This is a genomic window from Ideonella sp. BN130291 (assembly GCF_036231905.1).
Taxonomy (GTDB): domain Bacteria; phylum Pseudomonadota; class Gammaproteobacteria; order Burkholderiales; family Burkholderiaceae_C; genus CAMLIZ01.
This window is the reverse complement of the sequence record NZ_JAZARE010000005.1, coordinates 299,365-325,981: the sequence shown is the minus strand read 5'-3', so window position 1 is coordinate 325,981 and position 26,617 is coordinate 299,365. Positions and strand designations below refer to the sequence as shown.

The following is a 26,617-nucleotide window of genomic DNA, read 5'->3' as shown; positions in this document are numbered from 1 at the left end:
GCATCAACGCAGATCGCCGTCCACGTAGTACCAGCGGCCGTCCTCGCGCACGAAGCGGCTCAGCTCATGCAGCCGGTGCGCGCGGCCACCGAGCTTGCTGCGCGCGACGAATTCCACTTCGGCGTGATCCGCGTCGATCGGCGTGTGGCGCTTGACCTGCAGGCCCAGCCACTGCAGCCCGGGCTCGTTGGGCGCGATCGTGGCCGGGCGCGTGCCCGGGTGCCAGGTGGCCAGCAGGTAGTCGGTGAGGCCGAGCACGAAGGCGCTGTAGCGCGAACGCATGAGCGCTTGCGCATCCGGTGCGGGCGTGCCGCCATGCCAGCGGCCGCAGCAGGCGGCGTAGGGGAGGTTGGTGCCGCAGGGGCAAGTGGCACCGGAGGGCGAATTCATGGCGCGCGATTCTGCGCCTCGCCGTCCTCCTCCAACTCCAGCTCCCAGTTCTCCGCCACCTGCTCCGGGCCGAAGCTGCGGTGCGTCTCGGTGCTCACCAGCCGGTAGCCGGCCTTGCGGTAGATGGCGCGTGCGGCCTGCAGGTCGCTCTGGGTCCACAGGCGGATGCGCTGGTAGCCGGCCTGGCGGGCAAACCGTTCGCATTCGGCCACCAGGCGCGCACCCAGCCCCAGGCCGCGGGCGGCGGGCTCCACCAGCAGCAGGCGCAGCTGGGCGGTGCCGGGCTCCGGCTGGCCGGTGGCCTCGTCGCGCGCCTGCACCAGGCACACGCAGCCCAGCGGCTCGCCGGCCCGGTCGGCGATCCAGCAGGCTTCGCGCGCCGGGTCGAACTGCTCGAGGAAGCGCCCGGCGATGTGCGCCACCAGGGCTTCGAAGCGGCCGTCCAGGCCGTATTCGCTGGCATAGAGCGCGCCGTGGCGCGAGATCAGCCAGCCGATGTCGCCGGGGCGGTGCGGCCGCAGCACCACCGGGGTGGGCGGAAGGGCCGCGCCTGCGCCGAGCAGTTCTTCCACCGTCTGCAGGGCCTGCATCAATTGCTGCTGCTGGGCATCGGGCAGGCGGGCGAGCAGGGCGGTGGATTCCTGCTGCGAGCGCTCGTTCAGCGGCGCAAAGGCGTCGCGCCCGGTCGGGGTGAGGTGCAGCAGGGCCTGGCGCGCATCGTCCGGGGCGCGCTGGCTGTCGATCAGCCCGCGCTCCTTCAGCGAGCGCAGCAGCCGGCTCAGGTAGCCGGGGTCCAGGTCCAGGTCGCGCGCCAGGGTGGCGGCCGTCACGCCGTCGTGGTGCGCCAGCTCCCACAGCACGCGGCACTCCGGCAGGCTGAAATCGCTGTGCAACAGGCGCTCCTGCAGCACGCCGATGCGCCGGGTGTAGAAGCGGTTGAAGGCGCGCAGCCGCACGGCGCGCTGGGCGATGAGGGTGGGCAGGCTGGCTGGCGCGGGCAGGCTGGACAGGCTGCTGGGGGGCAGGGCGGTGGACATGGCATTCCTTGGCTGGAAGCGATGATTCTGGGCCCAAAAGGTTGCTTTTGGCAATCAATCGACTTGCATGAACACCTGTATGAACATACAGTTGGCGCATGCTGTTCCCGCCTGCTGCTGCTCCCGTCGCCCCGCCGGCGCCCCCGGCGGCAGGGCGGTCGCGCCTGGCGCCGGAGGCTATCCACCCCACGCTGTGGCGGGCCCACCAGCTGGGTCGCGGGCGCGATGACACCGTGCCCAGCGGCTTCCCCGCGCTGGACCTGGAGCTGCCGGGTGGCGGCTGGCCGCGCCGCGCCTTGAGCGAGCTGCTGCTGCCGCATGCCGGCATCGGCGAGCTGCGGCTGCTGGCCCCGGCCTTGCGCCAGGTGGCCGCCGCCGGCCGGGTGGTGATGCTGTTCGACCCGCCGGCCTGCCTGTGCGCACCGGGCTGGGCCCAGCTGGGCATTGCGGTGCAGCAGCTGGTCATCGTGCAGGGCCGCGCCGGCGTGCGCGGGGCCGCGCGCGAGCTGCTGCCCAATGCCGACGTGCTGTGGGCGCTGGAGCAGGCGCTCAAGAGCGGCCATGTGGGCGCGGTGCTGGCCTGGCTGCCGGCGCGCCTGCGGGCTGACGTGATGCGCCGCCTGCAGCTGGCCGCCCACCAGCATGACGGCCCGGCCTTCGTGCTGCGGGATGCCAGCGCGCAAAGCCGGGCCAGCGCTGCGCCGCTGCGTCTGCAGCTCAGCCCGTCGGCCCCCGACCAGCTGGCCGTGCGGGTGCTCAAGCGCCGGGGGCCCACCCTGCTGCAGCCGCTGCAGCTGGCGCTGGCGCCGGTGCTGCCCGAGGTGCTGCAGCGCCAGGCCCAGCCGCCCGCCGATCCGCAGCAGGCCGTGGAGCACACCACGCCGCACATGCCCGCACCCTCGCTGGCCCGCCTGTGACGCCCATGCGCGCCCCCCATGCTCTGGATCGCCGTTCACCTGCCCCTGCTGTCGCTGGAATCCTTTGCCAGCACGCTGGGCGCTGAACAGCAAGGCCAGCCGCTCGCCCTGCTGGCCGATCACCGCATCGCCACCTTGGACGCCAAGGCGGCCGGCGCCGGCATCAAACCCGGCCACAAGCGCGCCACCGCGCTCGCCCTGGCGCCCACGCTGGTGCTGGGTGAAGCCGACCCCCTGCGCGACGCCCTCGAGCTGCAGGCCGCCGGCCATGCCGCCCTGGCGTTCACGCCGTCGGTGGCCCTGCAGGAGGACGGGCATGGGGTGCTGCTGGAGGTGCAGGCCAGCCTGCGTTATTTCGGCGGGCTGCAGCGCCTGCTGCAGCGCCTGAAGGCCGCGCTGCAGCCGCTGGGCCATGCGCTGCAGGTGGCTACCGCGCCCACGGCGCTGGGCGCGCTGCTGCTGGCGCGCTGGCAGGCCGGTTTCGAATTCGGCCGCCACACCACCGACCTGAAGGCCCTGGCCCAGCGGCTCGATGGTGTGCCGGTGTGGCTGCTGGGGCCGGGGCGCGAACACTGGGAGGCGCTGCAGGGCATGGGCCTGCACACCCTGGGCGACCTGCGCAGCCTGCCGCGCTCCGGCGTGGCGCGGCGCTTCAGCCCCGGCCTGCTGCAGGACCTGGACCGCGCCTACGGCCTGCAGCCGCAGCCCAGCGCCTGGATCAGCCTGCCGCCGGTGTTCGACAGCCGGCTGGAGCTGTTTGCCCGCGCCGACACCACCGAGCAGGTGCTGTATGGCGCCGCCGTGCTGCTGCGCCGCCTGGTGGCCTGGGCCCAGGCCCAGCATGCGCGGGTGGGGCGCTTCCTGCTGCGCATGCACCATGAGCCGCGCCATCGCGAAGGCCGCTCGGTGGCGGAGCAAAGCACCCTGGAAGTGGCCCTGGCCGAACCCTCGGCCGACGCTGAGCACCTGCAACTGCTGCTGCGCGAACGCCTGGCGAATGCCGTGCTGGCCGCGCCCACCCTGGAGCTGAGCCTGCACTGCAGCCAGGTGGTGAAAGGTGCGCCACCCAACAACGAACTCTTTCCCACGCCGCGCAGCGAGCGCGAAGGCTTCACCCGCCTGATCGAGCGCCTGCAGGCCCGGCTGGGGCGCGAGCAGGTGCAGCAGCTGAGGTTGAAGTCAGACCACCGGCCCGAGTGCAGCGGCGTGCTCGCTCCCATGCAGCCGACGCCCACTGAAAGCGGTTGTCTGGGGAGGAGCATCGCCGCCGCGGACCTGCGGGCTCACATCAGCCGGCCGGTGTGGTTGCTACCTGAGCCGGAGCCCCTGCCCGAACGCCAGTTCAAGCCCCTGCTCGACGGCCAGCCGCTGCAGTTGCTGAGCGGCCCCGAGCGCATAGAAACCGGCTGGTGGGACGGCGCACTGGCGCAGCGGGACTACTTCATCGCCGCGGGGCCCGACGGCGCGCTGGTCTGGATCTACCGCGACCGCCTGCCCACAGCGCTGGACGACGACGATGCGGGCTCCGGCTGGTACCTGCAGGGGAGGTTTGGTTGAACTTAAATAAACTTGACCAAACTGGCATAAAAAACTATATCTATGTAATGCCAAAACCCTCCGAAGCCCTGTCCACCCTGCCGCCGGCCGCTGCTGAAGCCTTGCGCCGCTTGGGTGACCACCTCGCCATCGCCCGCATCCGCCGCAAGGAATCGCAGCGTGTGTGGGCCCAGCGCCTGGGCGTCTCGGTGCCTACGCTGATCCGCCTGGAGCAGGGGGATCCCGGCGTGAGCATCGGCATCCTGGCCACGGCCTTGTGGATGATGGGCCGTGCGCCGGCCTTGCCGGACCTGGCCGATCCCGAGAAGGACCGGGGTGCGCTGGAGCTCGACGTGCGGGAAGCCATGCGCCGGCGCGCCGTGCGGCGCAAGGAGGGCAGCACGTGAACGGCCTCGCTGCCTACCAGCCTCGCGACACGCTCTTCCTCTGGCTGCTGCAACAACCCGAGCAGCCGGTGCTGGTGGGCGAGCTGCAGATGGTGCGCTCGCTGCGCGGCGTGTCGCTGCGCTACAGCGACACCTGGCTGCGCCAGGGTTTTGCCCTGAGCGAGGACCTGCCGCTGGTGAGCGGCGAATTCCTGCCGCAAGAGCGGGACAGTGCCGCCGGCGCGGTGGACGACGCCCGGCCCGACCGCTGGGGCGAGCGCCTGATCCGCTTTCTCGACAAGCCGCCGCGCCTGTCGTTGATGGAGTTCCTGTATTTCGCCGGCGACGAACGCTTTGGCGCACTGGGGGTCTCCACTTCGGGCGAGCAATACGCGCCGCGTCGGTTCGGGCCCTTGCCCACGCTGGCCGACACCGAGGCCATCCACGAGCTGGTGCGCAAGGTGCTCGACAACGAGCCGGTGCCCGAAGCGCAGAAGCGGCTGGTGTCGCCCGGTGTCACCATGGGCGGCGCGCGGCCCAAGGCCTTGATCGAGGTTGACGGCGAACAGTGGGTGGTGAAGTTCTCCGACGGCGACGCGGTCGATTCCCCGCTGATCGAGCATGCGTCCATGACGCTGGCGGCCACGGCCGGCATCCGCAGCGCCATCACCCGGCCGCTGCGCCTGGCCGATGGCCATGCGGTGGCGGTCAAGCGCTTCGACCGCCAGGGTGGGCGGCGCATCCACGCCTTGTCGGCTAGCGTGGCGCTCAAGGCCGCTGGTGAACGCCTGGGGTATCCGGAACTCGCACAGCTGCTGCGCCGCCGCGGCGTGGCTGAAGGCGGTGTCAACGTGCAGCAGATGCGCGAGCTGTTTCGCCGCATGGTGTTCAACATCCTGATCGACAACACCGACGACCACGAGAAGAACCATGTGCTGCTGGTCCATGCCAACCAGCACTGGGAGCTCTCACCGGCTTTCGACGTGCTGCCCTCAGGCCAGGCGCTGGGCTACCAGCAGATGCGGGTGGGCACGGATGAAGCCGATTCGACGCTGGACAACGCGATGTCGATGCACGGCCTGTTCGCGCTGAAGAAGGACGAAGCCGCGGCCGAGGTGCGGCGCGTGTGTGGCGTGGTGCAAGGCTGGGCCGGGCATTTCGAGCAAGCGGGTGTGGCCCGGCGCGACATCGCCCTGCTGGCCGAACAGATCGACCGGCCCTTCCTGCGCACGCAGCGAGAGGGGTTCTGAAGGCCGCCGTTCATGTCGCTGCCCGCCTACGCCGAGCTGCACTGCCGCAGCAACTTCAGCTTCCTCACCGGCGCGTCCAGGCCGGAGGAGCTGGTGCAGCGCGCCATGCAGCTGGGCTACAGCGCGATCGCGATCACCGACGAGTGTTCGCTGTCGGGCGTGGTGCGCGCGCATGACGAAGCGAAGGAGCAGCGCTTTCCGCTGATCATCGGCGCCGAGATGCGGCTCACGCTGCCGCCGCGCGAGGACAAGGAGCCGCCGGTGCCGCATGCGCGGCTGGTGCTGCTGGCCACGTCCAAGCGCGGCTACCAGAACCTGTCGCACTGGATCACCATCGCGCGGCGGCGCGCGAAGAAGGGCGAGTACCTGGCGCACCCGGACGACGTGGAAGGCAAGGTGCCCGACGCGCCCATGCTGGCCGGCCTGCCCGATTGCCGCGCCTTGCTGGTGCCCGATGCATCGCAGCCTTTCGAGACGGTGCTGGCCCACGCGCTGTGGCTGAAAACCTGGTTCGGTGACCGCGCCGGCATGGCGCTGGAGCTGCTGGACCGGCCGCACGATGCAGTGCTGACCGACACGGTGCTGCGGGTCCAGGCCAACACCGGCCTGCCCATCCTGGCCGCGGGTGACGTGCTGATGCACGTGCGCTCGCGCAAGCCGCTGCAGGACACGCTGACCGCCATCCGCTGCAAGCGCACGGTGGCGGATTGCGGCGAGCTGCTGCAGCCCAATGCGGAGCAACACCTGCGCCATCGTGGCCGGCTGGCCAACCTGTATGCGCGTGAATGGCTGGACAACACCGTGCGCTGGGCGGGCGCCTGCGCGTTTTCACTCGATCAGCTGAAGTACGACTACCCCCAGGAGCTGGTGCCGCCGGGGCACACGCCCACGAGCTGGCTGCGCCACCTCACGTACGAGGGCCTGCCGAAGCGCTACCCGAACGGTGCGCCGCCGAAGGTCATCGACACCATCGAGAAGGAGCTGGCGCTGATCGCGATGAAGCGCTACGAAGCCTTCTTCCTCACGGTGGAGGACATCGTCCGATGGGCGCGCGCGCAGAAGATCCTCTGCCAGGGCCGCGGCAGCGCGGCCAACTCCACCGTCTGCTATTGCCTGGGTGTGACGGAGGTGAACCCCGAGCGCGCCACCTTGCTGTTCGAACGCTTCGTGAGCGCCGAGCGCGACGAGGCGCCCGACATCGACGTGGACTTCGAGCACCAGCGCCGCGAAGAGGTCATCCAGTACATCTACCGCAAGTACAGCCGCCACCGCACGGCCCTGGCCGCGGTGCTCATCTGCTACCGCCCGCGCTCGGCCCTGCGCGACGTGGGCAAGGCGCTCGGGCTGGACGAGGACCGCATCGCGCTCGTCACCAAGCACCAGCACTGGTTCGACGGCCGCCGCATCACCGATGAGCGCCTGATGGATGCGGGCCTGGACCCGAATGCGCCGGTGGTGAAGCTGTGGATCGAGCTGACCTTGCAGCTGATCGGCACGCCGCGCCACCTGTCGCAGCACCCGGGCGGCTTTGTCATCGCCAGCGAGAACATCTCGCACCTGGTGCCGGTGGAGAACTGCGCGATGGACAACCGCACCGTGATCCAGTGGGACAAGGACGACCTGGAAAGCCTGGGCCTGCTGAAGGTGGACGTGCTGGCCCTGGGCATGCTGAGCGCCATCCGCCGCGCGCTCGACCTGCTGTCCGCCAAGCTCGGCCGCACGGTGGAGATGGACCACATTCCCAACGAGGACGAGCTGCCCGAAGGCCAGCCGCGCCCCACCTACGACATGCTGTGCAAGGCCGACAGCGTGGGCGTGTTCCAGGTGGAAAGCCGGGCCCAGATGAGCATGCTGCCGCGCCTGCAGCCGCGCAACTACTACGACCTGGTGGTGGAGGTGGCCATCGTGCGCCCCGGGCCCATCCAGGGCGGCATGGTGCATCCGTTCCTCAACAACCGCGAAAAGCAGCGCCTGGGCCAGCCGATCGACTACCCCACCAGCGAAATCCGGCCTGCGCTGGAGCGCACGCTGGGCGTGCCCATCTTCCAGGAGCAGGTGATGCAGATCGCCATGCTGGCCGCCGACTTCACCGGCGGCGAGGCCGACAAGCTGCGCCGCGCCATGGCCGCCTGGAAGCGCAAGGGCGGGCTCGGCCCCTTCCACGAGAAGCTGGTGGGCCGCATGGTGGCCAAGGGCTACGAGCGCGACTACGCCGAAAGCATCTTCAAGCAGATCGAGGGCTTCGGCGAATACGGCTTCCCCGAAAGCCATGCGGCCAGCTTCGCGCTGCTGGTCTACGTGAGCTCCTGGCTCAAGTGCCATCACCCCGACGTGTTCCTCGCTGCCTTGCTCAACAGCCAGCCCATGGGTTTTTATGCGCCGGCGCAGCTGGTGCGCGATGCGCGCGAACACGCCGTGGAGGTGCGGCCGGTGGACGTGCGGGTGAGCGACTGGGAGTCCACGCTGGAAGGCGAGTGGCCCGTGGTGCGCGATGCCTTCTTCGCGCCGCCCATGCCGGTGCGGCTCGGCCTGTCGCGAATCAACGGGTTTTCGCAAGAAGCCGCGCGCCGGCTGGTCGCCGCGCGCACCGAGCGGGCCTTCGACAACCCGGAAGACCTGGCGCGCCGCGCCGCCCTGACAGCCAAGGACATGCGCCTGCTGGCCGAGGCCGACGCGCTGCACGGCCTCACCGGCCACCGCCACCAGGCGGCCTGGCATGTGGCCGGCATCGACACCCGTGCCACCGCGCTGCTGCAGCAAACCCGCACCCATGAGGCCGACGTGACGCTGGCCGCGCCCGCGCAGTTCGACGAGACGATGGCCGACTACCGCAGCGTGGGTCTCACCCTGAAGACCCACCCCATGGCCTTGTTGCGCCAGCAGCTCAAGGCCTTCAGGGTGGAGCCGGCGGTGGTGCTGCGCGAGACCTTCCGCCATGGCCAGCTGGCGCGGGCCAGCGGCATCGTCACCCACCGCCAGCAGCCGGGCACCGCCAACGGCACCATCTTCGTCACGCTGGAGGACGAGACCGGCCAGGTGAACGTGATCGTCTGGCCGCGCGTGGTGGAAACCCAGCGCAAGCCGCTGCTGGCCGCCAGGGTGATGACGGTCTACGGCGTGTGGCAGAACGACAAGGGCGTGCAGCACCTGGTGGCCAGCAGGCTGGTCGACCATTCCCACCTGCTGCAGGGCCTGAGCACCCGCAGCCGGGATTTCCACTGATCCGGGCCTGGCCTGCTACGGCGCCGCCAGCTGTCGAGCCATCTCGCCCAGCTCGGCCACGCCCTGCCGGGTGTCCGCCGTCACCGGCGAGCCGCAGCTCAGCCGCAGGAAGTGGTCGAAGCGCTGGCTGTTGGAGAACAGCGAGCCCGGCGCCACGCGGATGCCCCGCTCGAGCGCACGTTCGAACAGCCGCTGCGAGCGCAGCGGGCGCGGCAGCTCCACCCACAGCATCATGCCGCCCGGCGGCAGGCTCATCCGCGTGCCCTCCGGGAAGGATTGCGCCACCGCCTCGGCCATGTCCTCGCGCTGGCAGCGCAGTGCGGCGCGCAGCCGCTGCAGGTGACGGTCGTACCCGCTGCCGGCCAGGAAGTTGGTGGCCACCCGCTGCGCCAACTCCTCCACCGAGCGGGTCTGCACGTACTTGAGCATCTCCACCCGCGCATGCCATCGGCCCGCCAGCATCCAGCCCAGGCGCAGGCCCGGCGAGAGCACCTTGTTGAACGAGTTGCAATGGATCACGTGGCCGGTGCGGTCCCAGGCCTTGGCCGGTTTCACCGGCGCCGAGCTGTTGGCATCGGCCAGGTCGGCATAGATGGCGTCCTCGATCAACGCGATGTCGCGGCGCGCGCACAGCGCCACCAGGCGCTGCTTGTGCTCGTCCGGCATCACGCTGCCCAGCGGGTTGTGCAGGGTGGGCATGCAGACCACCGCCTTCACCGGGTCCGGCCCGTCCAGGGTGTACTCCAGCGCCTCCAGGCTGAGGCCGGTGTGCGGGCTCGTCGGCACTTCGATCGCCCGCAAGCCCATGCTCTCGATGATCTGCAGCAGCCCGTAGTAGCTGGGCGACTCCACCGCGATGGTGTCGCCCGGCTGGGCCACTGCGCGCAGCGCCAGGTTCAGGCTCTGCACGCAGCCGTGCGTGACGATCACGTCCTCCGGCGCGGCCTGCACGCCCTGGGTGAGCAGGCGCCGCACCAGCGCTGCCTTCAAGGGCGGATGGCCGCCATAGATGGCCATCGCGCTGAACAAGGCCGGGGTCTGGCGCAGCACCTGGCGCGCAGCCGCTTCCAACGCCGCAGCCGGGTACAGCTGGGGCGCGCACACGGCCATCGCCAGGTCCTGCCGCACCGGGTACTCCTGGCTGCTCGCGATGAAGGACGACACCTTGGCGTGGATGCCGAGGTAGGCCGCACGGTCCGGCGCGGTGGCAGTGCCCGGCTCGGCGGCCGGCAGCAACTGGCCACGGCGCGGGCGCCGCACGAAGTAGCCCAGGCGCGGCCGGGCTTCCAGCCAGCCGCTGCTCTCCAGGTGGCGGCAGGCCTGCAGCGCGGTGGACAGGCTCACGCGGTGGATGCGCATCAGCCGGCGCACCGACGGCAGGCGGTCGCCTTCGGCCAGTGCACCGCTGCCAATGGCCTGGAGGTAGTGGTCTGCCAGCTGGCGGTAGAGGGTGGGAGAAGGCTCGGACACGGGTCGTGGGCAGGGCGCCCTCAGGCAGGTGCGCCGCGATCATCAAGGCGCATCGCGGGCTGGACAAGATACAGCAGCGGCTGATTCGCACCGGAACAGCGGCCCGCATCGGGGGCCTGTTGCGCAACAGCGCCTGCGCGCTGTGCCTGTTGCGCGGGCCGGCCAGCTTTCACAGTGGAGGCCTCTCAACCCATGCCATTTCCACGCCGATGTCCCCCACCTGCGAACCCCCATCCCGCCTCGTGCTGCACGCCGGGCAACGTGTCTCGCTGCATCTTTCGGCCGGAAGCCACCTGAGCTTGCTCGAGGGCCGGCTGCAGCTCAGCGAGCCGCTGCAGTGGATCGCCGAGCGCTGCGTCGCGTTGCGCATCGCCTTGGCCGCGGGCGGCGGCCACAACCTGCCCAGGGACGGCACGGTGGAGCTGCTGGCGCACACCGATGCAGTCTGCCTCGTCATGCCAGGCAGCCGCCCGGCGCGGCGCCCATGGCGGGCGATGCTTCAGCCCGCATGACGCAGTGGCATCGTTGTGCCCGGCGTGCAGGCACCGCGGCCTGCCCTAAGGCGTGCCGAACTCGAACGACCAGGTCACTTGCGCCACCGGGCTGGACAAGGCGCCGCTGCGCGACTTGATCCAGCCGCCGCCCAGCTTGAGCCGGCTGTAGCGGCCCAGGTCGCGCGCCACCCAGGCCATCGGCTGGGCCACCGCGCCGCCCTGGCTGGCCACGCCGCCGCCGCCGGCGGCGCCCACCAGCGCTTCGGCGCCGGCGCTCCAGTGCTCGCCGATGCGGGTGCGGGCGCCCAGGCCCACCAGGCCCACCGAATAGGCGCCCGCGCCGCCGGCCACCGCACTGTGCGCCTGGCCGCTCAGGTACAGGTGCGGCGACAGCGCTCGATTGAAGCTCAGGGCCACCAGCTGCATGGCACGTTCGCTGCCGTCCTTGCGCGCCGCGCGGCCGTAGTGCAGCAGGCTGAAGCCCCACTCCATGTCATGCAGCGTCTGTTGCTGTTCCCGGCCCGCGGCGCCGCGGGAGCCGTCGCCCAGCGACATGCCGAGCGACAGCTGCGCATAGCGGGCGCTGAAGTCGCCATTGAAGGCCTTGGCCTGGCCGGCTTCCAGGTCCACCGAATACGCCGGGCTGGGCTGCCAGCGCGCCACCACGGCCGCCTTGGCGATCGGGCCGCCACCGGTGTGCACCGCGCCGCCGCCGGCCAGGCCGGCCGCGCCGCGCACGCCCAGGCGCAAGCTGGGCCCGAACACCGGCCACTGGGCCGACAGGCCGGCCAGCGCCTCCATGTAGCCGTCGGCGCCGCCGGAGGCCGCACCCGCCGCTTCCAGCGTGGCGGCCAGCACGGGCGTGGCCTGCTGTTCCAGGCGCAGGCCCACGTAGCCCAGCGTGCCGGTGGCGTCCTTGCGGTGGGTGTAGACGCCCGCGGTGGGGTGCATGCGGTCGGCGCCGATGCCGCCGCGCCCGCTGAAGGCCACACGCTCGCCGCCATGGCCAGGCGGTGCGAACGCGAAACGGTCTTCCACCATCAGCTGCAGGCCCAACTGGGTGCTGCGGATGTTGCCGCTGGGAAAACGCACGTGTGACGCGCTCAGGCCGGCTTGCCAGCCACCGAAATCGAACATGAAGTCGGCGTGCGGACGCAGCATCAGGCCGCCGCCCACCGGCGCGGCTGCGCCACCACCACCGCCCGCATACAGGCCCGCAGCGATGCCGAAGGAGTCGCCCAGGCGCCAGCGCCGCTGCACTTCGGCGCCCCAGGTGAAGAGGCCGCCGCGGCGGCCGGTGGCCGCGCCGTACACCGCCGGGCCCAGCCACCAGCCGGGGCGCAGCTCCATCACATATCCCGCGCCCACCAGGCCCATGCGTTCGCCGCCGGGCAGCTCCAGGCGCTCCACGCCCAACAGGGCAGACGCAGGCAGGGTGTTCACCCGGGGCGCGTCTTCAGCGGCGTGCAACACCCCGGCCGCGCACAGGCCCATGGCGGCTGCCAGTGCGTGTCTGCCCCGTCTGCCCGCCGTGCCCTTGCCCACCGTGCCCGTGCCCACCGTTCCCGCTCCTGCTGCGACCAAAGCCGCGCATCTTACGGTGCGGGCCAGTGGGCACGGCCCGGCGCGCGGGGTGTTACTTCGGGCGCTGCTGATCCTCGCCGGACGACTTCGGCTTCAGCTGCGGATCCTCGCCCTTGGCGCGCGACTTGCCTTCTTCCTCCGCGCGTTCGAGGTCACGCGCTTCGTCGGGTGATTCAGGCTTGGCGGCGGCCGCGGCGCCGTCCACCTTGCCTTGTTCGACAAACTGCTTGGTGGCCTCGTTGTAGTGCCGGCCGGCCACGTAGTTGCCTTCGCCTTGCATGTCGGGGTTGGACTCGTCGGGCTTGGGGTTCATGGTGTGTCTCCTGTGGGGCAAGAACACCTCAACGTACCGAAGCGCGCTTTGCGCCGCTGTCGGCCGGCGCTGCACTTGCTGTCAGCCGCGCCTGACGATAATCCGCGCCCATGCTGCTGCTGCTCTCTCCGGCAAAGACCCTGGACTACGACACCCCGGTGCCCCCGGCCGTGATGGCGCGTACCGTGCCGCCGCCGTTCGTGGACCGTTCGGCCGAACTGATCAGGCTGCTCAGGCGCCTGTCCGCCGCGCAGATTGCCGAGCTGATGAACCTGTCGCCGGTGCTGGCCGAGCTCAATGCTGAACGGTACGCCGCCTGGTCCAAGGGCTTCGGCGAGCGCAACAGCCGGCCCGCGCTGTGGGCATTCAATGGCGACGTGTACGAAGGCCTGGACGGCAAGACGCTGGGGCCCGCCGCGCTGGCCTGGGCACAGGACCACGTGCTCATCCTGAGCGGCCTGTACGGCGCCCTGCGCCCGCTGGACCTGATGCAGCCCTATCGGCTGGAAATGGGCACCGCGCTGGCCAACCCGCGTGGCAAGGACCTCTATGCCTTCTGGGGCGATACGCTCGCCGAGCACCTCAACCAGCGCTTGGCCGACCAGGCGTCGCCGGTCATCGTGAACCTGGCGTCGCAGGAGTACTTCCGCGCGGCCGACCGCAAGGCCTTGAAGGCGCGGGTGATCGAATGCGTGTTCGAGGACTGGAAGGGTGGGCGCTACAAGGTGATCAGCTTTTTTGCCAAGCGGGCGCGCGGGCTGATGGCGCGCTATGCGGCCACCAAGCGGCCGAAAACACCCAAGGCGCTGCAAGGTTTTGCGCTGGAGGGGTATGCCTTCGACGCGGCGGCCTCGGACGCCGACCGCTGGGTGTTCCGCCGCCGCCTTGCGGGCTGACCCATCAGCCGCCTCAGGCCTGCGCCAGCCATTCCTCTGGCAGGCTCTTCACGTCCAGGTGCAGGTCCTGCGCCGCCTTGAAGTGCTCCAGCAGCCCGTCGACCACCACGCGCACCCGCGTGCTCAGGAACTGCCGGTGCGGGTAGTGCAGCACGATCTCGCGCTCACCGGGATCGTGCGGCCCATGCAGCAGCACCTTCAGCCGGCCCGAGCGCAGGTAGGGCGCCACATGGTGCAGCCCGATCTGCGCGACGCCATGCCCGGCCAGCGCGAGGTCCACCAGCGAATCCGGGTCGGACACCGACACCTGCGCACCGGGCTCCCACTCAGTGATCCGGCCGGTGCCCTTGCGAAACCGCCAGACCGCGACCTGGCCTGAACTGAAACGCACGCCCAGCAGCCGGTGCGACGCCAGCTCCGCCGGCGTGCGGGGCACCCCGTGGCGACGCAGGTAGCCCGGCGACGCGGCCAGCACCACCTGCAGCTGGGCCACGCGCCGCGCCACCAGGCTGGAATCGCGCACGAAGCCGCCGCGCACGCCGATGTCAAAGCCCTCGGCCACCAGGTCCACCGCCCGGTTGTCGAGGCTCAGCTCCAGCTGCAGCCGCGGGTGCTGCTGTGCCAGCACCGGAAGCAGCGGCATCACATGGCGCCGCCCGAACGAGATGCCGGCGGAGATGCGCACTCGGCCGGCGGCCTCGCTGCCCGCATGCGTGACCTCGTTGACCGCATCGTCCAGCAGGCGCAGGGCCTCGATCGCCTTGGCCAGGAAGGCCTCGCCTTCGCCGGTGAGTTTCAGGCGCCGGGTGGAGCGGTTGAACAGGCGCACCTGCAGCTGCTGTTCGAGCTTGATGACGTTCTTGCTCACCGCCGCGGGGGTGAGCTCCAGCCGCGCGGCCGCCGCGGTGAAGCTGCCGCCGGCCGCGCTTTCCACGAAGGACACCAGGCCCTGCAGGTTCTTCATGCGTTCAACCACAAGTTGAAGATCTTTGGAAATTCTATGTCTTCCGATCGTGGTGGCGGCTGCCTACAGTGAGCCCATCGCACCACTTCCTCCAAAGGAAACACCATGAGCCACCGCATCCTCGTCACCGGCGCCACCGGCCACATCGGCCGTGAACTCGTGCGCGTGCTGCAGCAGCGCAAGGCCGACTTCGCCGTGCTCACCTCACCCTCCGGCCGCAGCGTGCCCGGCGTGTTGAGCGTGGAAGGCGACTTCGCCGATGCGGCGTCGCTGGAGCGGGTGTTCCGCGGCTTCGACACCTTGTTCCTGCTGCTGCCGCTGGTGCCCAACAAGCTGGAGCTGGCCCGCAACGCGGTGCAGGCCGCCAAGGCGGCGGGCGTGAAGCACATCGTGCGGTCCTCCGGGGCGGGAGCCGACGCCGCCAGCCCGGTGGCCATCGCCCAGCTGCAGGGCCGCATCGACGAGCTGGTGCAGGGCAGCGGCCTGGGCTGGACGCTGCTGCGCCCGAGTTTCTTCATGCAGAACTGGGTCAACTACTACGCCGACCAGCTGAAGGCCGGCGCCTACCATGCACCCAACGGCAACGGTGCCATCGGCATGATCGACGTGCGCGACATCGCCGAGAGTGCTGCCGCCGTGTTGGCCGACCCTGCTGTGCATGCCGGCCGCATCTACACCCTCACCGGGCCGGAGGCGCTCACCAACGCCCAGCAGGTCGCCGCCCTGTCCGAAGCCAGCGGCCGCCCGATGCGCTACGTGGACGTGCCCGAAGCCGCCGCCCAGGCCGCCATGCAGCAGATGGGCATGCCGCCGGTGGTGATCGACTGGTTCATGAGCCTGCACCATGTGGTCAAGGAGGGCTGGGCCGCCGGCCTCACCGATGACGTGGCCCAGCTCACCGGCCACCCGCCGCGCCGCTTCCTTGACTTTGCGGCCGAGAGCGCCAGCACCTTGCGCTGAGACGTACCAGCGGCCCGCTCATGCTGCCAGAATGGCGGCATGAGCACCCCGCAGACTGTCACCCCTGAACTGCGCCAGTGGATCGTTGCGCAGGCCCAGGCCGGCTGCCAGCCCGAAGCCGTGCTGCAGGCCATGCTGGCCAGCGGCTGGGAAGAGGACGTGGCCGTCGAGGCGCTGGAAAATACCTTGCGCCAGCACCTGGAAGAGCACGCCCGGCAGAACAACCTGCCACCGCCGTCCATCGTGCCGGAGCCCGACCTGCGCGATTCGCCGGGGGCGGTGTGGGCGGGCGACCGCGAAGTGAAGATCGTCGCCACGATGCGCAACCCGCGCGTGGTGGTGTTCGGTGGGCTGTTGTCCGAAGAAGAGTGCGACGAACTGGTGGCCTTGTCGCGCCCGCGCCTGGTGCGCTCGGAAACCGTGGACAACAACACCGGCGGCAGCGAGGTCAACGCCGCCCGCACCAGCGAAGGCATGTTCTTCCAGCGCGGCGAGAACCCGTTGTGCGCCCGCATCGAAGCCCGCATCGCGGCGCTGGTGAACTGGCCGCTTGAAAACGGCGAGGGCCTGCAGATCCTGCGCTACGGCCCGGGTGCGGAATACCGGCCGCACCACGACTACTTCGACCCCGCCCAGCCGGGCTCGGCCACCATCCTCAAGCGGGGCGGCCAGCGCGTGGGCACCATCGTGATGTACCTCAATGCGCCGGCCAAGGGCGGCGGCACGGTGTTCCCGGATGTGTTCCTGGAAGTGGCGCCCGTCAAGGGCAATGCGGTGTTCTTCAGCTACGACCGCCCGCACCCCATGACCCGCACCCTGCATGGCGGCCAGCCGGTGGTGGAAGGCGAAAAATGGGTGGCCACCAAGTGGCTGCGCGAAGGCCGGTTCGAATAGGCCTGCGCACGTGGGCATGCAGGACGATCCGCCGCTGCAGGGCCTGAAGGTCGTCGACCTGACGCGCCTGCTGCCCGGCCCGCTGGCCACCCGGCAGCTGGTGGACTGGGGCGCGCAGGTGCTCAAGGTCGAAGACGCCGGTGGCGACGGCACCCGCCACATGCTGCTGTCGCCGGAAGACCGCGCCAGCGATGCCGAAAGCGGCCTGTTCCAGCACCTCAACCGCGGCAAGTCGCTGCACACGCTGGACCTGGCCACCGATGCCGGCCGCGATGCCCTGCTGGCGATGGTGCGGGATGCCGATGCGCTGATCGAAGGTTTCCGCCCCGGCGTGATGGACCGGCTGGGCCTGGGCTGGCCCGTGCTGCATGAAGTGAACCCCCGGCTGGTGATGTGTGCCATCACCGGCTATGGCCAGCACGGGCCGTTTGCCCGGCGCGCCGGGCACGACATCAACTACATCGCACTCGCCGGCGTGCTGGGCCAGAACGGGCCGCTGGACGGCGACCCGGTGGTGCCCAACTTCCAGATCGCCGACCTGATGGGCGGCACGCAGGCGGCGCTGTCGGGCGTGCTGGCGGCACTGATCGGCGCGCAGCGCACCGGCCGGGGCCGCTTCGTGGATGTGTCCATGACACGCCAGGTGTGGGAACACCACGTGATCTCGCGCTTCGAGGCGCGTGCGCTGGGCGCGCCCACCCGGCCAGGGCGCGGGCTGCTGTCCGGCGGCAGCCCCTGCTACAACGTCTACCGCACGGCGGATGGCCGCCACCTGGCCGTGGGCGCGCTGGAGCTGAAGTTCTGGGCCAAGCTGTGCGACGTGGTGGGCCGGCCCGACTGGGCCCAGCGCCACTGGTCCCTGGGCCAGCGCCCGGCCAGCGGCGACGCCATCACCCTGCGCGCCGAGCTGGCCGCGGTGATCGTTGCCCAGCCGCTGGCGCACTGGGTGCCGCTGTTCGATGCGGCCGACTGCTGCGTGACGCCGGTGCTGCGCCCGAACGAGGTGCCCCAGCATCCCTGGTTCGCGGCCACCGAGCCGGCGGCAGCGGGCCGCCTCAGCCCGCGCTGAACAAGGCGTCGATCGCGGCCAGGAAGGCCTTGAAGTCCAGCGGCTTGGTCCAGTAGTCGGCAAAGCCGTTTTTCAGCGCGCGCTCGATGTCCTGGGGCATGGCGTTGGCCGACAGCGCGATGCACGGGATGTGCGCGGTGCGCGGGTCCACCCGCAGCCGGTTGCGCACCTGGTGGCCGTCGATGTCCGGCAGCTGCATGTCCACCAGGATCAGGTCGGGCCGGATGTCCGCCGCCAGGCGCAGCCCGCTTTCGCCGTCGGCCGCCACGTCCAGGCGCAGGCCGGGGCGCAGGGCCACCAGCTCGCTCACCAGCAGCACATTGACCGGGTTGTCCTCGATGTAGAGCAGGCGGCCGCTGCGCGGTGGGCGCTGGGTGGCAGGCGGCTGCGGCGGCTCGGTGGCCGCGGGCGGGGGCTCGATGGCTGCCGGGCGGGCCCGGCCGTCCATGTCGGCGCGCGGCAGCAGCACCCTGAACTCGGTGCCTGCGCCCGGCTCGCTGCGCACCTCCACGCGGCCGCCCATGCGCTCGACCAGCGCCTTGACGATCGTCAGGCCGATGCCGGTGCCCTCGATGCCCTCGCGTTCCACGCCCAGCCGGTTGAAGGGCTCGAAGACATGCAGCAGCTGCTCGGCCGACATGCCGCGGCCGTTGTCCTTCACCTGCAGGCTCACCATGCCATCGGGCGCATCGTTGCCACACGCCACGCTGACATGGCCGCCGGGCCGGTTGTACTTGATGCCGTTGGACAGCAGGTTCAGCAACACCTGGCGCAGCCGCATGGTGTCGGCCAGGGCATGGCCGGGCAGCGGCTCGCAATGCAGCCGCACGCCGTATTCATGGGCCATGCGCTCCACCAGCGGCAAGGTGCTGGCCACCAGCTGCGCCAGCGGCACCGGCTCCAGCGCCATGCGCAGCTCGCCGGAGTCCAGGCTGGACAGCTCCAGCACGTCGTTGATCAGCGACAGCAGGTGCTGGCCGGCCGAGCGGATGTGGCCCAGCCGCAGCCGCAGCACGATCGGGTCCACCCGCTCCGCTTCAGCGAGCAGCAGCTGGGTGAAGCCGAGCACGGCGTTCAAGGGCGTGCGCAGCTCGTGGCTCATGCGCGCCAAGAACTGGCTCTTGGCCTCGCTCTCGCGCAGCGCCAGGGTTTTTTCATGGCGGGCGGCTTCGGCGTTCTTGCTGTCGGTGATGTCCCAGTTCACGCCGATGCGGCGCAGCGGCCGGCCCTGTTCGTCCATCACCGTGGTGGAGCGCGACGCCAGCCAGCGGTAGCTGCCGTCGGGCTGGCGCACACGGAACTCGTACGTCGCGGGGCGGTTGCTCGCCAGCGCCTCGTCCAGCGCGTTGATCACCAGATGGCGGTCGTCCGGGTGCGTGAGCGCCAGCCGCTCTGCCGCCGGCAGCGGCTCGGGCCCGGGCCGCAGGCCGCGCAGCGCAAACATCTGCTCGTTCCAGTAGGCCTTGCCGTCGCGCAGGTCGACCTCCCAGGTGCCCATGCCGATGCTGCGGGCGATCAGCGCGGAGCGCTCGCTGGCTTCGCGCAGGGCGTCGATGGTGGCGCGTTGCTCGGTCACGTCCAGGGTCACGCCGAACACGTAGCGGCCCTGGCTCACCCGGTCCACGTCGGAGCGGTTGACCAGCCAGCGCACCGTGCCGTCCGGCCACACGGTGCGGTATTCCACCTGCAGCAGGTCGTCGCCCGTCTTGATCCAGCCGAAGGCCAGCTCGCGCACACGCGGCCGGTCCTCGGGGTGCACACAGCGCTCCATCCACTCGTCGAAGCTGCGCGGCGACTGCTCCGGCGCCAGGCCGAACAGCTGCGAGGTGCGGGTGTTCCATTCCAGGGCACCGGTGGCCACCTCCACCGTCCACAGGCCGATGTGGGCGGCGCGTGCGGCGGTTTCCAGGCGGCGCGACAGCTCGTAGGCCTTGCGCGAGCCTTCCACCTGCTCGGTGACGTCCAGCGCCACGCCCACAAAGGCCACCGGCGTGCCGGTGACGTCGCGCTGCACCACCCGGCGGTTGAGCACGTAGCGCCAGCTGCCGTCGGCGCGCTTGTAGCGGGCCTCCATGTCGGTGGGCTGGTCGGTGGCCAGCGAACGCTCGGCCGACGCGATCACCTGCGGCAGGTCCTCCGGATGGATCAAGGCACGCACCTCGTCCAGCGTCAGCCCTTCCGGCCGCGGCTGCAGGTCCAGCACCTCCCAGGCGCGGGCGTTGTAGTGCATGCGGTTGGTCCTGAGGTCGTGGCGCCAGATCGCGATGTTGGCCAGGTCCACCGCCATGTTGAGCTGTTCGTGCGCGTCGCTGGCCGCGCGTGCGAGCTCATAGACCTCGGTGTCGTCCATCATGATGCCGATGGCGCGCTCGGGCCGGCCGTCGGAACCGTTGTTCACCACCCACTGCGAATGCAGCAGGCGCACCACGCCGTCAGCGCCGCGCACGCGGAAGCGGTGTGAATAGGTGCCGGCGCGCTCCAGCGAGGCACGTACCACCGAGGCGGCGTTGTCTTCCGGATGGACCGACTTCGCCGCTTCGTCGAAATGCGGCGTGGCCTCGCCGGGCTTCAGCCCCCAGAAGCGGAAGACATGGCGGTCCCAGCGGCCTTGCAGGGTGCGGATGTCGCGTTCCCACACGCCGATGCGGCCGAACTCCTGGGCCATGTCCAGCAGCTCGGCCAGGCGCTGGCGCTCCTGTTGTTCCTGGTGCTCGCGGGTGCGGTCGGTGAGCGTGGCAACGAAGCCGGCGTCGGCCTGCGAGGGCGTTATCGCGGCCAGGCCGACGCACAGCCACAGTGCGGTGCCGTCGGCCTGGCGGCAGGCGAGCTCCACCGGCTCCGCCAGCGGTTCGCCGGCCAGCGCCCGGGCCAGCCAGGGTGCCGGCGCGCCGGCTTCGTCGGCGCCCGGCAGCAGGGTGTCGATGCGCCGGCCGACGGGTGCGGCCTGGCCGGTGATGCGCTGGAAGGCCGGGTTGGCCCAGCGGACCCGCCCGTCGGCGTCCAGCCAGGCCAGGCCGCTGGGGCTGTGCAGGGCCAGGGCTTGCAGCGCATGCGGCGCCAGCGCCGCGGCGGGCGCTTCACTGAGCAGATGCAGGGGCCCGGGCAGGGACATGGAGGCGGCACACAAAGGGGTGTGCCGGGCAGTCTAGCCCCCTGCCGCGTGCTTTTGCAGGTTCACTCGTCCGCCAGCTGCAGCACCAGCTTGCCAAAGTTCTCACCGCTGAAGAGCTTGAGCAGGGTGTCGGGGAAGGCGTCCACCCCGCCGCGCACCACGTCCTCGCGCGAGGTCATGCGGCCGTCCTTCAGGTAGCCGGCCAGTTCCGCGATCGCCTGGGGGTAGCGGTCGGCATAGTCGAACACCACCATGCCCTCCATGCGGGCACGGTTGACCAGCAGCGAGAGGTAGTTCTTCGGGCCCTTGACGGCCTCGGTGGCGTTGTACTGGCTGATGGCGCCGCAGATCACGATGCGCGCCTTGCGGTTGATTCGGGTGAGCACCGTGTCGAGGATGTCGCCGCCCACGTTGTCGAAATACACGTCCACGCCCTGGGGGCAGTGCTCCTTCAGGCCGTCCTTGACCGCGCCGCCCTTGTAGTCGATGCAGGCGTCGAAGCCCAGCTCCTTCACCACCCAGGCGCACTTGGCGGCGCCGCCCGCGATGCCGACCACCCGCATGCCGAGGATCTTGCCGAGTTGGCCCACGGTCTGGCCCACCGCGCCGGCCGCGCCGCTGACCACCAGGGTTTCGCCGGCCTGCGGCAGGCCCACGTCCTTGAGGCCGAAGTAGGCGGTCATGCCGGGCATGCCCAGCACGTTGAGCCACTGGGTCACGGTGCCCAGCTGCAGGTCGATCTTGTTGAGGCCGGCGCGCTTGAGGTCCGCACCGCCGAAGCGGGCGAAAGTCTGCACGCCCAGGCTGCCGGCCACCGTGTCGCCGACTGCAAAGCCCGAGTGGCGCGAGGCCACCACCCGGCCCACGCCGCCGGCACGCATGACTTCACCGATGCCCACCGGCGGAATGTAGGACTTGCCTTCGTTCATCCACCCGCGCATGGCCGGGTCCAGCGACAGCGCCAGCGTCTTGACCACGATGCCCCCGTCCTCCGGCTCGGCCACCGGCTCCTCGGTGAACTGCCAGTTGGCCGGCGTGGGCAGGCCCACGGGGCGGGCGGCCAGGCGGACCTGGTGGCTGGTGAGGGAGGCGGGGTTGGCCATGGAAGACTCCTTGAGATCGGCGAGGGCGCATCCTAGTGCCGCGCCCCCGGCCTCACAGTCACCGAGGCGTCACACGGCAATGGTCGAACTGACTGGAGCCTCCCGCTCGGCGGGAGGCTGGAGGGAGCCCGCTGTCATGCTGGAGCCCCCTCCCGGAGGGGGCGGGGGGGAGCTGAACATACAGCCGCCCAGGCGGCGTAGGCCGCAAGCGGCCTACGCCGCTTGCGCGAAGACCCGATTGCGGCCGCCCGCCTTGGCGCGGTACAGCGCCTCGTCGGCCCGGTGCAGCATGCTGGTGAGATCGTCCTCGCCCGGCCGCGACACCGCCACGCCGAGGCTGGCGGTGACCTGGCGCGTGCCCGGCATCCAGCGCGAGGCATCCAGCGCCTGGATCTTCTCGCGGATGGTTTCGCTGGCCTGCAGCGCCTGCGCCTCGCCGGTGTCCGGCAGCACCGCGATGAACTCCTCGCCCCCCAGGCGGCCGACGCAGGCCGGCTCGGGCACCGCGGCGCGCAGCACCTCGGCCACCGCCTTGAGCATCTCGTCGCCGACCAGGTGGCCGAAGTCGTCGTTGATCGACTTGAAGTGGTCCAGGTCGATGATCACGGCCGCGCAGGGCCGGGTGCGCCGCTCCGCCAGCAGCGCCTGCAGCCGGCCCAGCACATCGCGCCGGTTGGGCAGGCCGGTGAGCTCGTCGGTGAGGGCCAGCCGGCTCATCAGGCGGCCATGGCGGCGCTGGTGCAGGGCCAGCAGGCCCAGTGCCACCAGCAAAGCGCCGGCCAGCACGATCACCGCCACCTGCAACCGGCTGGCGCGCCGGGCCTGGGCCAGTGCGTTCTCGGTGGCGGCGTTCTCGCGCAGCAGCAGCACGTTCTCGCGCTCCTTGGCGCTGGTGTCGAACTCGACCTTCAGGGTGGCGAAGCGCTGGTCCAGCTGGTTGCGCAGCCAGCGCTCCAGCGTCTGGGTGTACTGCGCGTGTGTGTCGTAGGCCGCCTTCCAGTCGCCGGCGTCGGCCTGCGTGGCCGCCAGCGCCTGCTGGGTGGCAGCGGTTTCCTGCAGCGAATCGGCCTTGCGGAAGATCTCCAGCGCGTCTTCCAGCGCCGGCAGCGCCTCCGCGGGCCGCTTGAGCTGGCGCAGCGCCACGCCCCGCTGCAGCAGGATCTGCGCGCGCAGGCGTTCGTCCGGCACCCGCTTTTGCAGCAGCTCGGCCAGCTGCAGCAGGCCCAGTGCCGCGGCGGGCTCGCCTTCGGCATTGCGCACGCTGGCCAGGCCGCGCAGGGCATAAGCCTCGCCGCGGGCGTAGTCGAGCTGGCGGCTCAGGTCCAGCGTGGCTTCGAACTCGTCGCGTGCCTTGTCCCAGAGCTTGAGGTTCTCGTACACCCGGCCGAGGTTGTGGCGGGTGACGGCCACCTCGCGCTTGGAGCCGTCGGCGGTCTGCGCGCGCAGGGTCTGCTCGAAGTAGTGGCGCGCCTGGGCGTGGTCGCCCAGGCGGTTGTAGAGGATGGCGATGCCGTTGAAGGTGGTCACCGCCCGCGCGGCCATGCCCAGGCGTTCGTAGGTGAGGCGGGCGCGGCGCAGGTCGGCCAGGCCGGCCGCGTAGTCGCCTTGCACGCCGCGCAGGTAGCCGCGCTGGTAGAGCACGTCGGCCAGCATCTCGCCGTCGTGTTGCGCCTCGGCGGTCTGCACGGCCTGGTCGAACAGCGTCAGCGCGGCGCCGTAGTTGCCCTTGTATTCCTCGATCTCCGCTTCGCAGCCCAGCAGGCCGGCTTGCAGGCCTGCACGCCTGGCCTGAGGCAGGCGCGCGCGGGCGGCCTTGACCTGCGCGGCGGCCAGCGCCGCGTCGCGCTCGGAGAAGTAGTCGCACAGCTGCACGCGGGCGCGCACCTCCAGGTCCGCCTCGGGCTGCTGGGCCAGCAGCTTGAGCGCCTCTTCGGCATGGCGGCGGCTGGCGTCCGGGTCCGAGCGCATCGCGTCCACGCTGCGCTGCACCAGGGCCTGCGCCGGGTGCACCGGCGCGGCTGCACCTGCGGCCCCGGCCAGCCCGGGCAGGGCGGACAGCAGCAGGGTGAACAGGGCAAGTTGGCGCGGCACAGGCGGGCAGGGCAGTCGCGTGAAGAGAAGCGCATTGTCGCCGCGCCGCGCCGAGGGGCCACATCCCTGCTGGCGCATGGGCCGGGCCGCCTGTGCCATCCTCGGCCGATGACGCTGCGCCTGTCCGTGCTGGACCAATCCACCGCCCTGTCGGGGCGGGCCGAAGACGAATCGATCCGCGAGACCGTGGCGCTGGCGCGCCATTGCGACACGCTGGGCTACCACCGCTTCTGGGTGAGCGAGCACCACGGCCATCCCGCCATCGTGGGCAGTGCGCCGGAGGTGCTGCTGGCCGCGATCGCGGTGCAGACGAGCCGCATCCGCATCGGCAGCGCCGGCGTGATGCTGCCGCACTATTCGGCGCTCAAGGTGGCCGAGCAGTTCCGCGTGCTGGAGGCGCTGGCGCCCGGGCGGGTGGACCTGGGCGTGGGCCGGGCTCCCGGTTCGGACATGCGCACCGCGCAGGCGCTCAACCCCAACGCGCGCCATGCGGCCGAACGTTTCCCGCAGCAGGTGCAGGAACTGCAGGCCTGGCTGGAGGGCAGCGAGCTGCCGCCGGAGCATCCGTCGCGTGGCATCACTGCCCATCCGCGCGGGCCCGGCATGCCGGCGCTGTGGATGCTGGGCAGCTCCGACTACGGCGCCCAGCTGGCGGCCCGCCTCGGCTGGCCTTATGCCTTTGCCTACTTCTTTGCCGACGGGCAGGGCGCCGGGCCGGCGCTGGAGCTGTACCGCGCCCTCTTCAAGCCCAGCGACCGCCTGGCGCAGCCGCAGGCCACCTTCTGCGTGTTTGCGCTCGCGGCCGATGACGAGGCCACCGCCTGGCGCGCCTTTGCCAGCCGGGAGCGCTGGCGCCTGGACCGTGCGCGTGGCCGGCTCGGGCCGCTGCCGTCGCCGCAGGAGGCGCTGGCGCGCCCGCTGGATACGGCCGAGCAGGCGCAGGTGCAGGCCCTGCGCCAGGACGCCGCCGTGGGCACCGCGCGCCAGGTGGGCGACAAGCTGCGGGCGCTGGCAGACCGCTACGAGCTCGACGAGCTGGTGATCGTCACCTGGGCCCATGACCCCGCGCTGCGGCGCCGCTCCTACGAGTTGCTGGCGGCGGAGTTCGGCCTGGCGTAGCCAGCGCACGCACCGGACGGCGTTACGACCCCCCGCGGGCCCGGGCGCTGGACGGTATGCTGTCCGGCTTTCATGTCGGACGGGCCGCTGGGGCCCTTGCGGGTTTGATCTCCTCCTTCCTGTCTTCTTCTGGCGGCCGCTGGTGGTCTGCCCGCCCGCAGTGGCGGGTGGAAACGCTGGCGCTGGTGGCCAGCCTGTTCTTCGCGCTCGCCTGCAACGGCAGCTTCTGGGCCGCGCTGCTCGCCGGGCGCACCTGGGACGACCCGGCCACCTGGCTGTTTGCAGCCGCCTGCGCGGTGGGGCTGGTCGGGCTGCAGGCGCTGCTGCTGTTGCTGCTGCTCAACCGCTACACCGCCAAGCCGCTGCTGGCGCTGCTGTTCATCGCCACGGCATTTGCGGTGAACTACATGCGCAAGTACAGCGTGTTCCTGGACCCGTCGATGATGCGCAACGTGCTGCGCACCGACGTGCAGGAGGCGCGTGAGCTGCTGGGCTGGAGCGTGCTGCCCACGCTGCTGCTGTTTGCCGGGCTGCCGCTGCTGGTGCTCTGGCGGGTGCGGCTCAAGCGCGATCGCCTGGTGCGCGCCACGCTGGTGCGCGCCGGTGCGCTGCTGCTGGCGCTGCTGGCCACGTCCGGTGCGGTGTGGCTGGTGTTCCAGGACCTGTCTTCGCTGATACGCAACCAGAAGGAGGTGCGTTACCTCATCACGCCGGGCAACTACCTGGTGTCGCTGGCCAGCGTGCTGCGCACCGACACCCAGGCGGCCGCCAGGCCCCGAACGCCCATCGGCACCGACGCCACGCTGGGCGCGCGCTGGGCAGGCGCGGTGAACCCGCGGCCGCTGCTGGTGGTGCTGGTGGTGGGCGAGACGGCGCGTGCGGCCAACTGGGGCCTGAACGGCTATGCGCGCCAGACCACGCCGGAGCTCGCTTCGCTGCCCGACCTGATCAACTTTCCGCTGGTGGACAGCTGCGGCACCAACACCGAGACCTCGCTGCCCTGCATGTTCTCGCCCTGGGGCCGGCGCCAGTACGACGAAAGCCGCATCCGTGGCAGCGAATCGCTGCTGCATGTGCTGCAGCATGCCGGCGTGGGCGTGCTGTGGCGCGACAACCAGTCCGGCTGCAAGGGGGTGTGCGAGGGCCTGCCGCAGCAGCTGATGAGCAAGGCCGACGATCCGGCGCTGTGCGACGGGGAACGCTGCCTGGACGAGATCCTGCTGCATGGGCTGGACGAGCGCCTGCGCGCCACCACCACCGGCCCCAACCTCATGGTGCTGCACCAGCTGGGCAACCACGGGCCGGCGTACTTCAAGCGCTACCCGTCGGCGTACCGGCGCTTCCAGCCCGCCTGCGAAAGCGCCGACCTGCGCCAATGCAAGCGCGACCAGATCGTCAACGCGTACGACAACGCCATCCTCTACACCGACCATGTGCTGGCGCAATTGGTCGCGCAGCTGCGCGCCCAGGCCGACACGCTGGACAGCGTGCTGCTGTATGTGTCGGACCATGGCGAGTCGCTGGGGGAGAACAACCTCTACCTGCATGGCCTGCCGTATGCGATTGCGCCGCGCGAGCAGACGCGGGTGCCGATGGTGATGTGGCTGTCCGCCGGTTATGCGCAGCGCTTCGGCCTGGACCCGCGCTGCCTGCGTGAACGCGCCGCGCAACCGGCGCACCATGACAACCTCTTCCACACGGTGCTCGGCCTGCTCGACGTGCGCACGCAGGTCTATGAGCCCAAGATGGACCTGGCCGCCGCCTGCCGGCACTGAAACCGCCCAACGCACCCACGCTCTCACCTTCCTAC

General features: G+C 71.0%; 21 protein-coding genes. 12 read left to right on the top strand and 9 right to left on the bottom strand.

Going from position 1 to position 26,617, the window contains the following annotated elements:
- Positions 1–3: 3 nt before the first annotated feature.
- Positions 4–390: a YchJ family protein gene (locus VPH43_RS12930; RefSeq protein WP_328578115.1), complete on the bottom strand. Its 387-nt coding sequence runs from the start codon at positions 388–390 to the stop codon at positions 4–6.
- Positions 387–1,427, bottom strand: a complete 1,041-nt coding sequence (locus VPH43_RS12925) for a bifunctional helix-turn-helix transcriptional regulator/GNAT family N-acetyltransferase (protein WP_328578114.1) — start codon at positions 1,425–1,427, stop codon at positions 387–389. Before VPH43_RS12925 ends, VPH43_RS12930 begins: the two co-directional genes overlap by 4 nt.
- A gap of 98 nt (positions 1,428–1,525) precedes the next feature.
- Between VPH43_RS12925 and imuA the strand changes: the two genes are divergently transcribed.
- The 5 genes from imuA to VPH43_RS12900 are packed head-to-tail and all read left to right on the top strand — an operon-like array spanning position 1,526 to position 8,738.
- Complete coding sequence (gene imuA, locus VPH43_RS12920; RefSeq protein ID WP_328578113.1) at positions 1,526–2,344, top strand: translesion DNA synthesis-associated protein ImuA; 819 nt, start codon at positions 1,526–1,528, stop codon at positions 2,342–2,344.
- Positions 2,345–2,362: 18 nt separating this feature from the next.
- Positions 2,363–3,901, top strand: a complete 1,539-nt coding sequence (locus tag VPH43_RS12915) for a Y-family DNA polymerase (RefSeq protein WP_328578112.1) — start codon at positions 2,363–2,365, stop codon at positions 3,899–3,901.
- A 47-nt stretch (positions 3,902–3,948) separates the two neighbouring features.
- On the top strand, positions 3,949–4,287 hold the full coding sequence (locus tag VPH43_RS12910) for an XRE family transcriptional regulator (protein WP_328578111.1): 339 nt from the start codon (positions 3,949–3,951) through the stop codon (positions 4,285–4,287).
- Positions 4,284–5,516 (top strand): type II toxin-antitoxin system HipA family toxin, encoded by a 1,233-nt coding sequence (locus tag VPH43_RS12905; RefSeq protein WP_328578110.1) that lies wholly within the window; start codon positions 4,284–4,286, stop codon positions 5,514–5,516. The genes VPH43_RS12910 and VPH43_RS12905 overlap by 4 nt, the downstream gene beginning before the upstream one ends.
- A 12-nt stretch (positions 5,517–5,528) precedes the next feature.
- Positions 5,529–8,738, top strand: coding sequence for an error-prone DNA polymerase (locus VPH43_RS12900; RefSeq protein WP_328578109.1), 3,210 nt, complete (start codon positions 5,529–5,531; stop codon positions 8,736–8,738).
- A gap of 15 nt (positions 8,739–8,753) precedes the next feature.
- Here VPH43_RS12900 and VPH43_RS12895 read toward each other — a convergent pair whose 3' ends face one another.
- Positions 8,754–10,208 (bottom strand): aminotransferase-like domain-containing protein, encoded by a 1,455-nt coding sequence (locus tag VPH43_RS12895; RefSeq protein ID WP_328578108.1) that lies wholly within the window; start codon positions 10,206–10,208, stop codon positions 8,754–8,756.
- A gap of 5 nt (positions 10,209–10,213) precedes the next feature.
- Between VPH43_RS12895 and VPH43_RS12890 the strand changes: the two genes are divergently transcribed.
- Positions 10,214–10,720 (top strand): hypothetical protein, encoded by a 507-nt coding sequence (locus tag VPH43_RS12890; RefSeq protein WP_328578107.1) that lies wholly within the window; start codon positions 10,214–10,216, stop codon positions 10,718–10,720.
- A gap of 45 nt (positions 10,721–10,765) precedes the next feature.
- On the opposite strand, the gene VPH43_RS12885 is transcribed toward VPH43_RS12890, so the two are convergent.
- Together VPH43_RS12885 and VPH43_RS12880 are read right to left on the bottom strand one after the other, a co-directional pair.
- On the bottom strand, positions 10,766–12,145 hold the full coding sequence (locus VPH43_RS12885) for a hypothetical protein (protein WP_328578106.1): 1,380 nt from the start codon (positions 12,143–12,145) through the stop codon (positions 10,766–10,768).
- Between the two features lie 193 nt (positions 12,146–12,338).
- The gene (locus tag VPH43_RS12880; RefSeq protein WP_328578105.1) at positions 12,339–12,599 is read right to left on the bottom strand and encodes a hypothetical protein; all 261 of its coding nucleotides are present in this window, start codon (positions 12,597–12,599) and stop codon (positions 12,339–12,341) included.
- A gap of 110 nt (positions 12,600–12,709) precedes the next feature.
- On the opposite strand from VPH43_RS12880, the gene yaaA reads away from it, so the two are divergent.
- Entirely contained in the window at positions 12,710–13,495 is a 786-nt protein-coding gene (yaaA, locus tag VPH43_RS12875) for a peroxide stress protein YaaA (RefSeq protein WP_328578104.1), read from the top strand.
- 13 nt (positions 13,496–13,508) lie between these two features.
- On the opposite strand, the gene VPH43_RS12870 is transcribed toward yaaA, so the two are convergent.
- Positions 13,509–14,459, bottom strand: coding sequence for a LysR family transcriptional regulator (locus VPH43_RS12870; protein WP_328578103.1), 951 nt, complete (start codon positions 14,457–14,459; stop codon positions 13,509–13,511).
- Positions 14,460–14,564: 105 nt separating this feature from the next.
- Between VPH43_RS12870 and VPH43_RS12865 the strand changes: the two genes are divergently transcribed.
- From VPH43_RS12865 to VPH43_RS12855, 3 genes are read left to right on the top strand one after another with little or no spacing between them, the layout of a single operon-like run.
- The gene (locus VPH43_RS12865) at positions 14,565–15,419 is read left to right on the top strand and encodes an SDR family oxidoreductase (RefSeq protein WP_328578102.1); all 855 of its coding nucleotides are present in this window, start codon (positions 14,565–14,567) and stop codon (positions 15,417–15,419) included.
- Between the two features lie 39 nt (positions 15,420–15,458).
- Entirely contained in the window at positions 15,459–16,313 is an 855-nt protein-coding gene (locus tag VPH43_RS12860) for a 2OG-Fe(II) oxygenase (RefSeq protein ID WP_328578101.1), read from the top strand.
- A 16-nt stretch (positions 16,314–16,329) separates the two neighbouring features.
- Positions 16,330–17,382, top strand: a complete 1,053-nt coding sequence (locus VPH43_RS12855; RefSeq protein ID WP_328578100.1) for a CaiB/BaiF CoA transferase family protein — start codon at positions 16,330–16,332, stop codon at positions 17,380–17,382.
- Here the strand turns inward: VPH43_RS12855 and VPH43_RS12850 are convergent.
- From VPH43_RS12850 to VPH43_RS12840, 3 genes are all read right to left on the bottom strand, one after another.
- Positions 17,369–20,494, bottom strand: a complete 3,126-nt coding sequence (locus VPH43_RS12850; RefSeq protein WP_328578099.1) for a PAS domain-containing protein — start codon at positions 20,492–20,494, stop codon at positions 17,369–17,371. The two genes, VPH43_RS12855 and VPH43_RS12850, sit on opposite strands and share 14 nt — an antisense overlap.
- A gap of 62 nt (positions 20,495–20,556) precedes the next feature.
- Positions 20,557–21,597: an NADP-dependent oxidoreductase gene (locus tag VPH43_RS12845; protein WP_328578098.1), complete on the bottom strand. Its 1,041-nt coding sequence runs from the start codon at positions 21,595–21,597 to the stop codon at positions 20,557–20,559.
- A 213-nt stretch (positions 21,598–21,810) separates the two neighbouring features.
- A complete protein-coding gene (locus VPH43_RS12840; protein WP_328578097.1) occupies positions 21,811–23,688 on the bottom strand; it encodes a tetratricopeptide repeat-containing diguanylate cyclase in 1,878 nt (625 codons plus the stop codon).
- Positions 23,689–23,802: 114 nt separating this feature from the next.
- Between VPH43_RS12840 and VPH43_RS12835 the strand changes: the two genes are divergently transcribed.
- Positions 23,803–24,807, top strand: coding sequence for an LLM class flavin-dependent oxidoreductase (locus VPH43_RS12835; protein ID WP_328578257.1), 1,005 nt, complete (start codon positions 23,803–23,805; stop codon positions 24,805–24,807).
- Between the two features lie 104 nt (positions 24,808–24,911).
- The gene (locus VPH43_RS12830) at positions 24,912–26,582 is read left to right on the top strand and encodes a phosphoethanolamine transferase (protein WP_328578096.1); all 1,671 of its coding nucleotides are present in this window, start codon (positions 24,912–24,914) and stop codon (positions 26,580–26,582) included.
- The last annotated feature ends 35 nt before the right edge of the window (positions 26,583–26,617 follow it).

Excerpts from the sequence above, each read along its gene's own strand:
- VPH43_RS12930 (WP_328578115.1), bottom strand. The coding sequence starts at position 390 with ATGAATTCGCCCTCCGGTGCCACTTGCCCCTGCGGCACCAACCTCCCC.
- VPH43_RS12925 (WP_328578114.1), bottom strand. The coding sequence starts at position 1,427 with ATGTCCACCGCCCTGCCCCCCAGCAGCCTGTCCAGCCTGCCCGCGCCA.
- imuA (WP_328578113.1), top strand. The coding sequence starts at position 1,526 with ATGCTGTTCCCGCCTGCTGCTGCTCCCGTCGCCCCGCCGGCGCCCCCG.
- VPH43_RS12915 (WP_328578112.1), top strand. The coding sequence starts at position 2,363 with ATGCTCTGGATCGCCGTTCACCTGCCCCTGCTGTCGCTGGAATCCTTT.
- VPH43_RS12910 (WP_328578111.1), top strand. The coding sequence starts at position 3,949 with ATGCCAAAACCCTCCGAAGCCCTGTCCACCCTGCCGCCGGCCGCTGCT.
- VPH43_RS12900 (WP_328578109.1), top strand. The coding sequence starts at position 5,529 with ATGTCGCTGCCCGCCTACGCCGAGCTGCACTGCCGCAGCAACTTCAGC.
- VPH43_RS12880 (WP_328578105.1), bottom strand. The coding sequence starts at position 12,599 with ATGAACCCCAAGCCCGACGAGTCCAACCCCGACATGCAAGGCGAAGGC.
- yaaA (WP_328578104.1), top strand. The coding sequence starts at position 12,710 with ATGCTGCTGCTGCTCTCTCCGGCAAAGACCCTGGACTACGACACCCCG.
- VPH43_RS12870 (WP_328578103.1), bottom strand. The coding sequence starts at position 14,459 with ATGAAGAACCTGCAGGGCCTGGTGTCCTTCGTGGAAAGCGCGGCCGGC.
- VPH43_RS12865 (WP_328578102.1), top strand. The coding sequence starts at position 14,565 with ATGAGCCACCGCATCCTCGTCACCGGCGCCACCGGCCACATCGGCCGT.
- VPH43_RS12860 (WP_328578101.1), top strand. The coding sequence starts at position 15,459 with ATGAGCACCCCGCAGACTGTCACCCCTGAACTGCGCCAGTGGATCGTT.
- VPH43_RS12855 (WP_328578100.1), top strand. The coding sequence starts at position 16,330 with ATGCAGGACGATCCGCCGCTGCAGGGCCTGAAGGTCGTCGACCTGACG.
- VPH43_RS12850 (WP_328578099.1), bottom strand. The coding sequence starts at position 20,494 with ATGTCCCTGCCCGGGCCCCTGCATCTGCTCAGTGAAGCGCCCGCCGCG.
- VPH43_RS12845 (WP_328578098.1), bottom strand. The coding sequence starts at position 21,597 with ATGGCCAACCCCGCCTCCCTCACCAGCCACCAGGTCCGCCTGGCCGCC.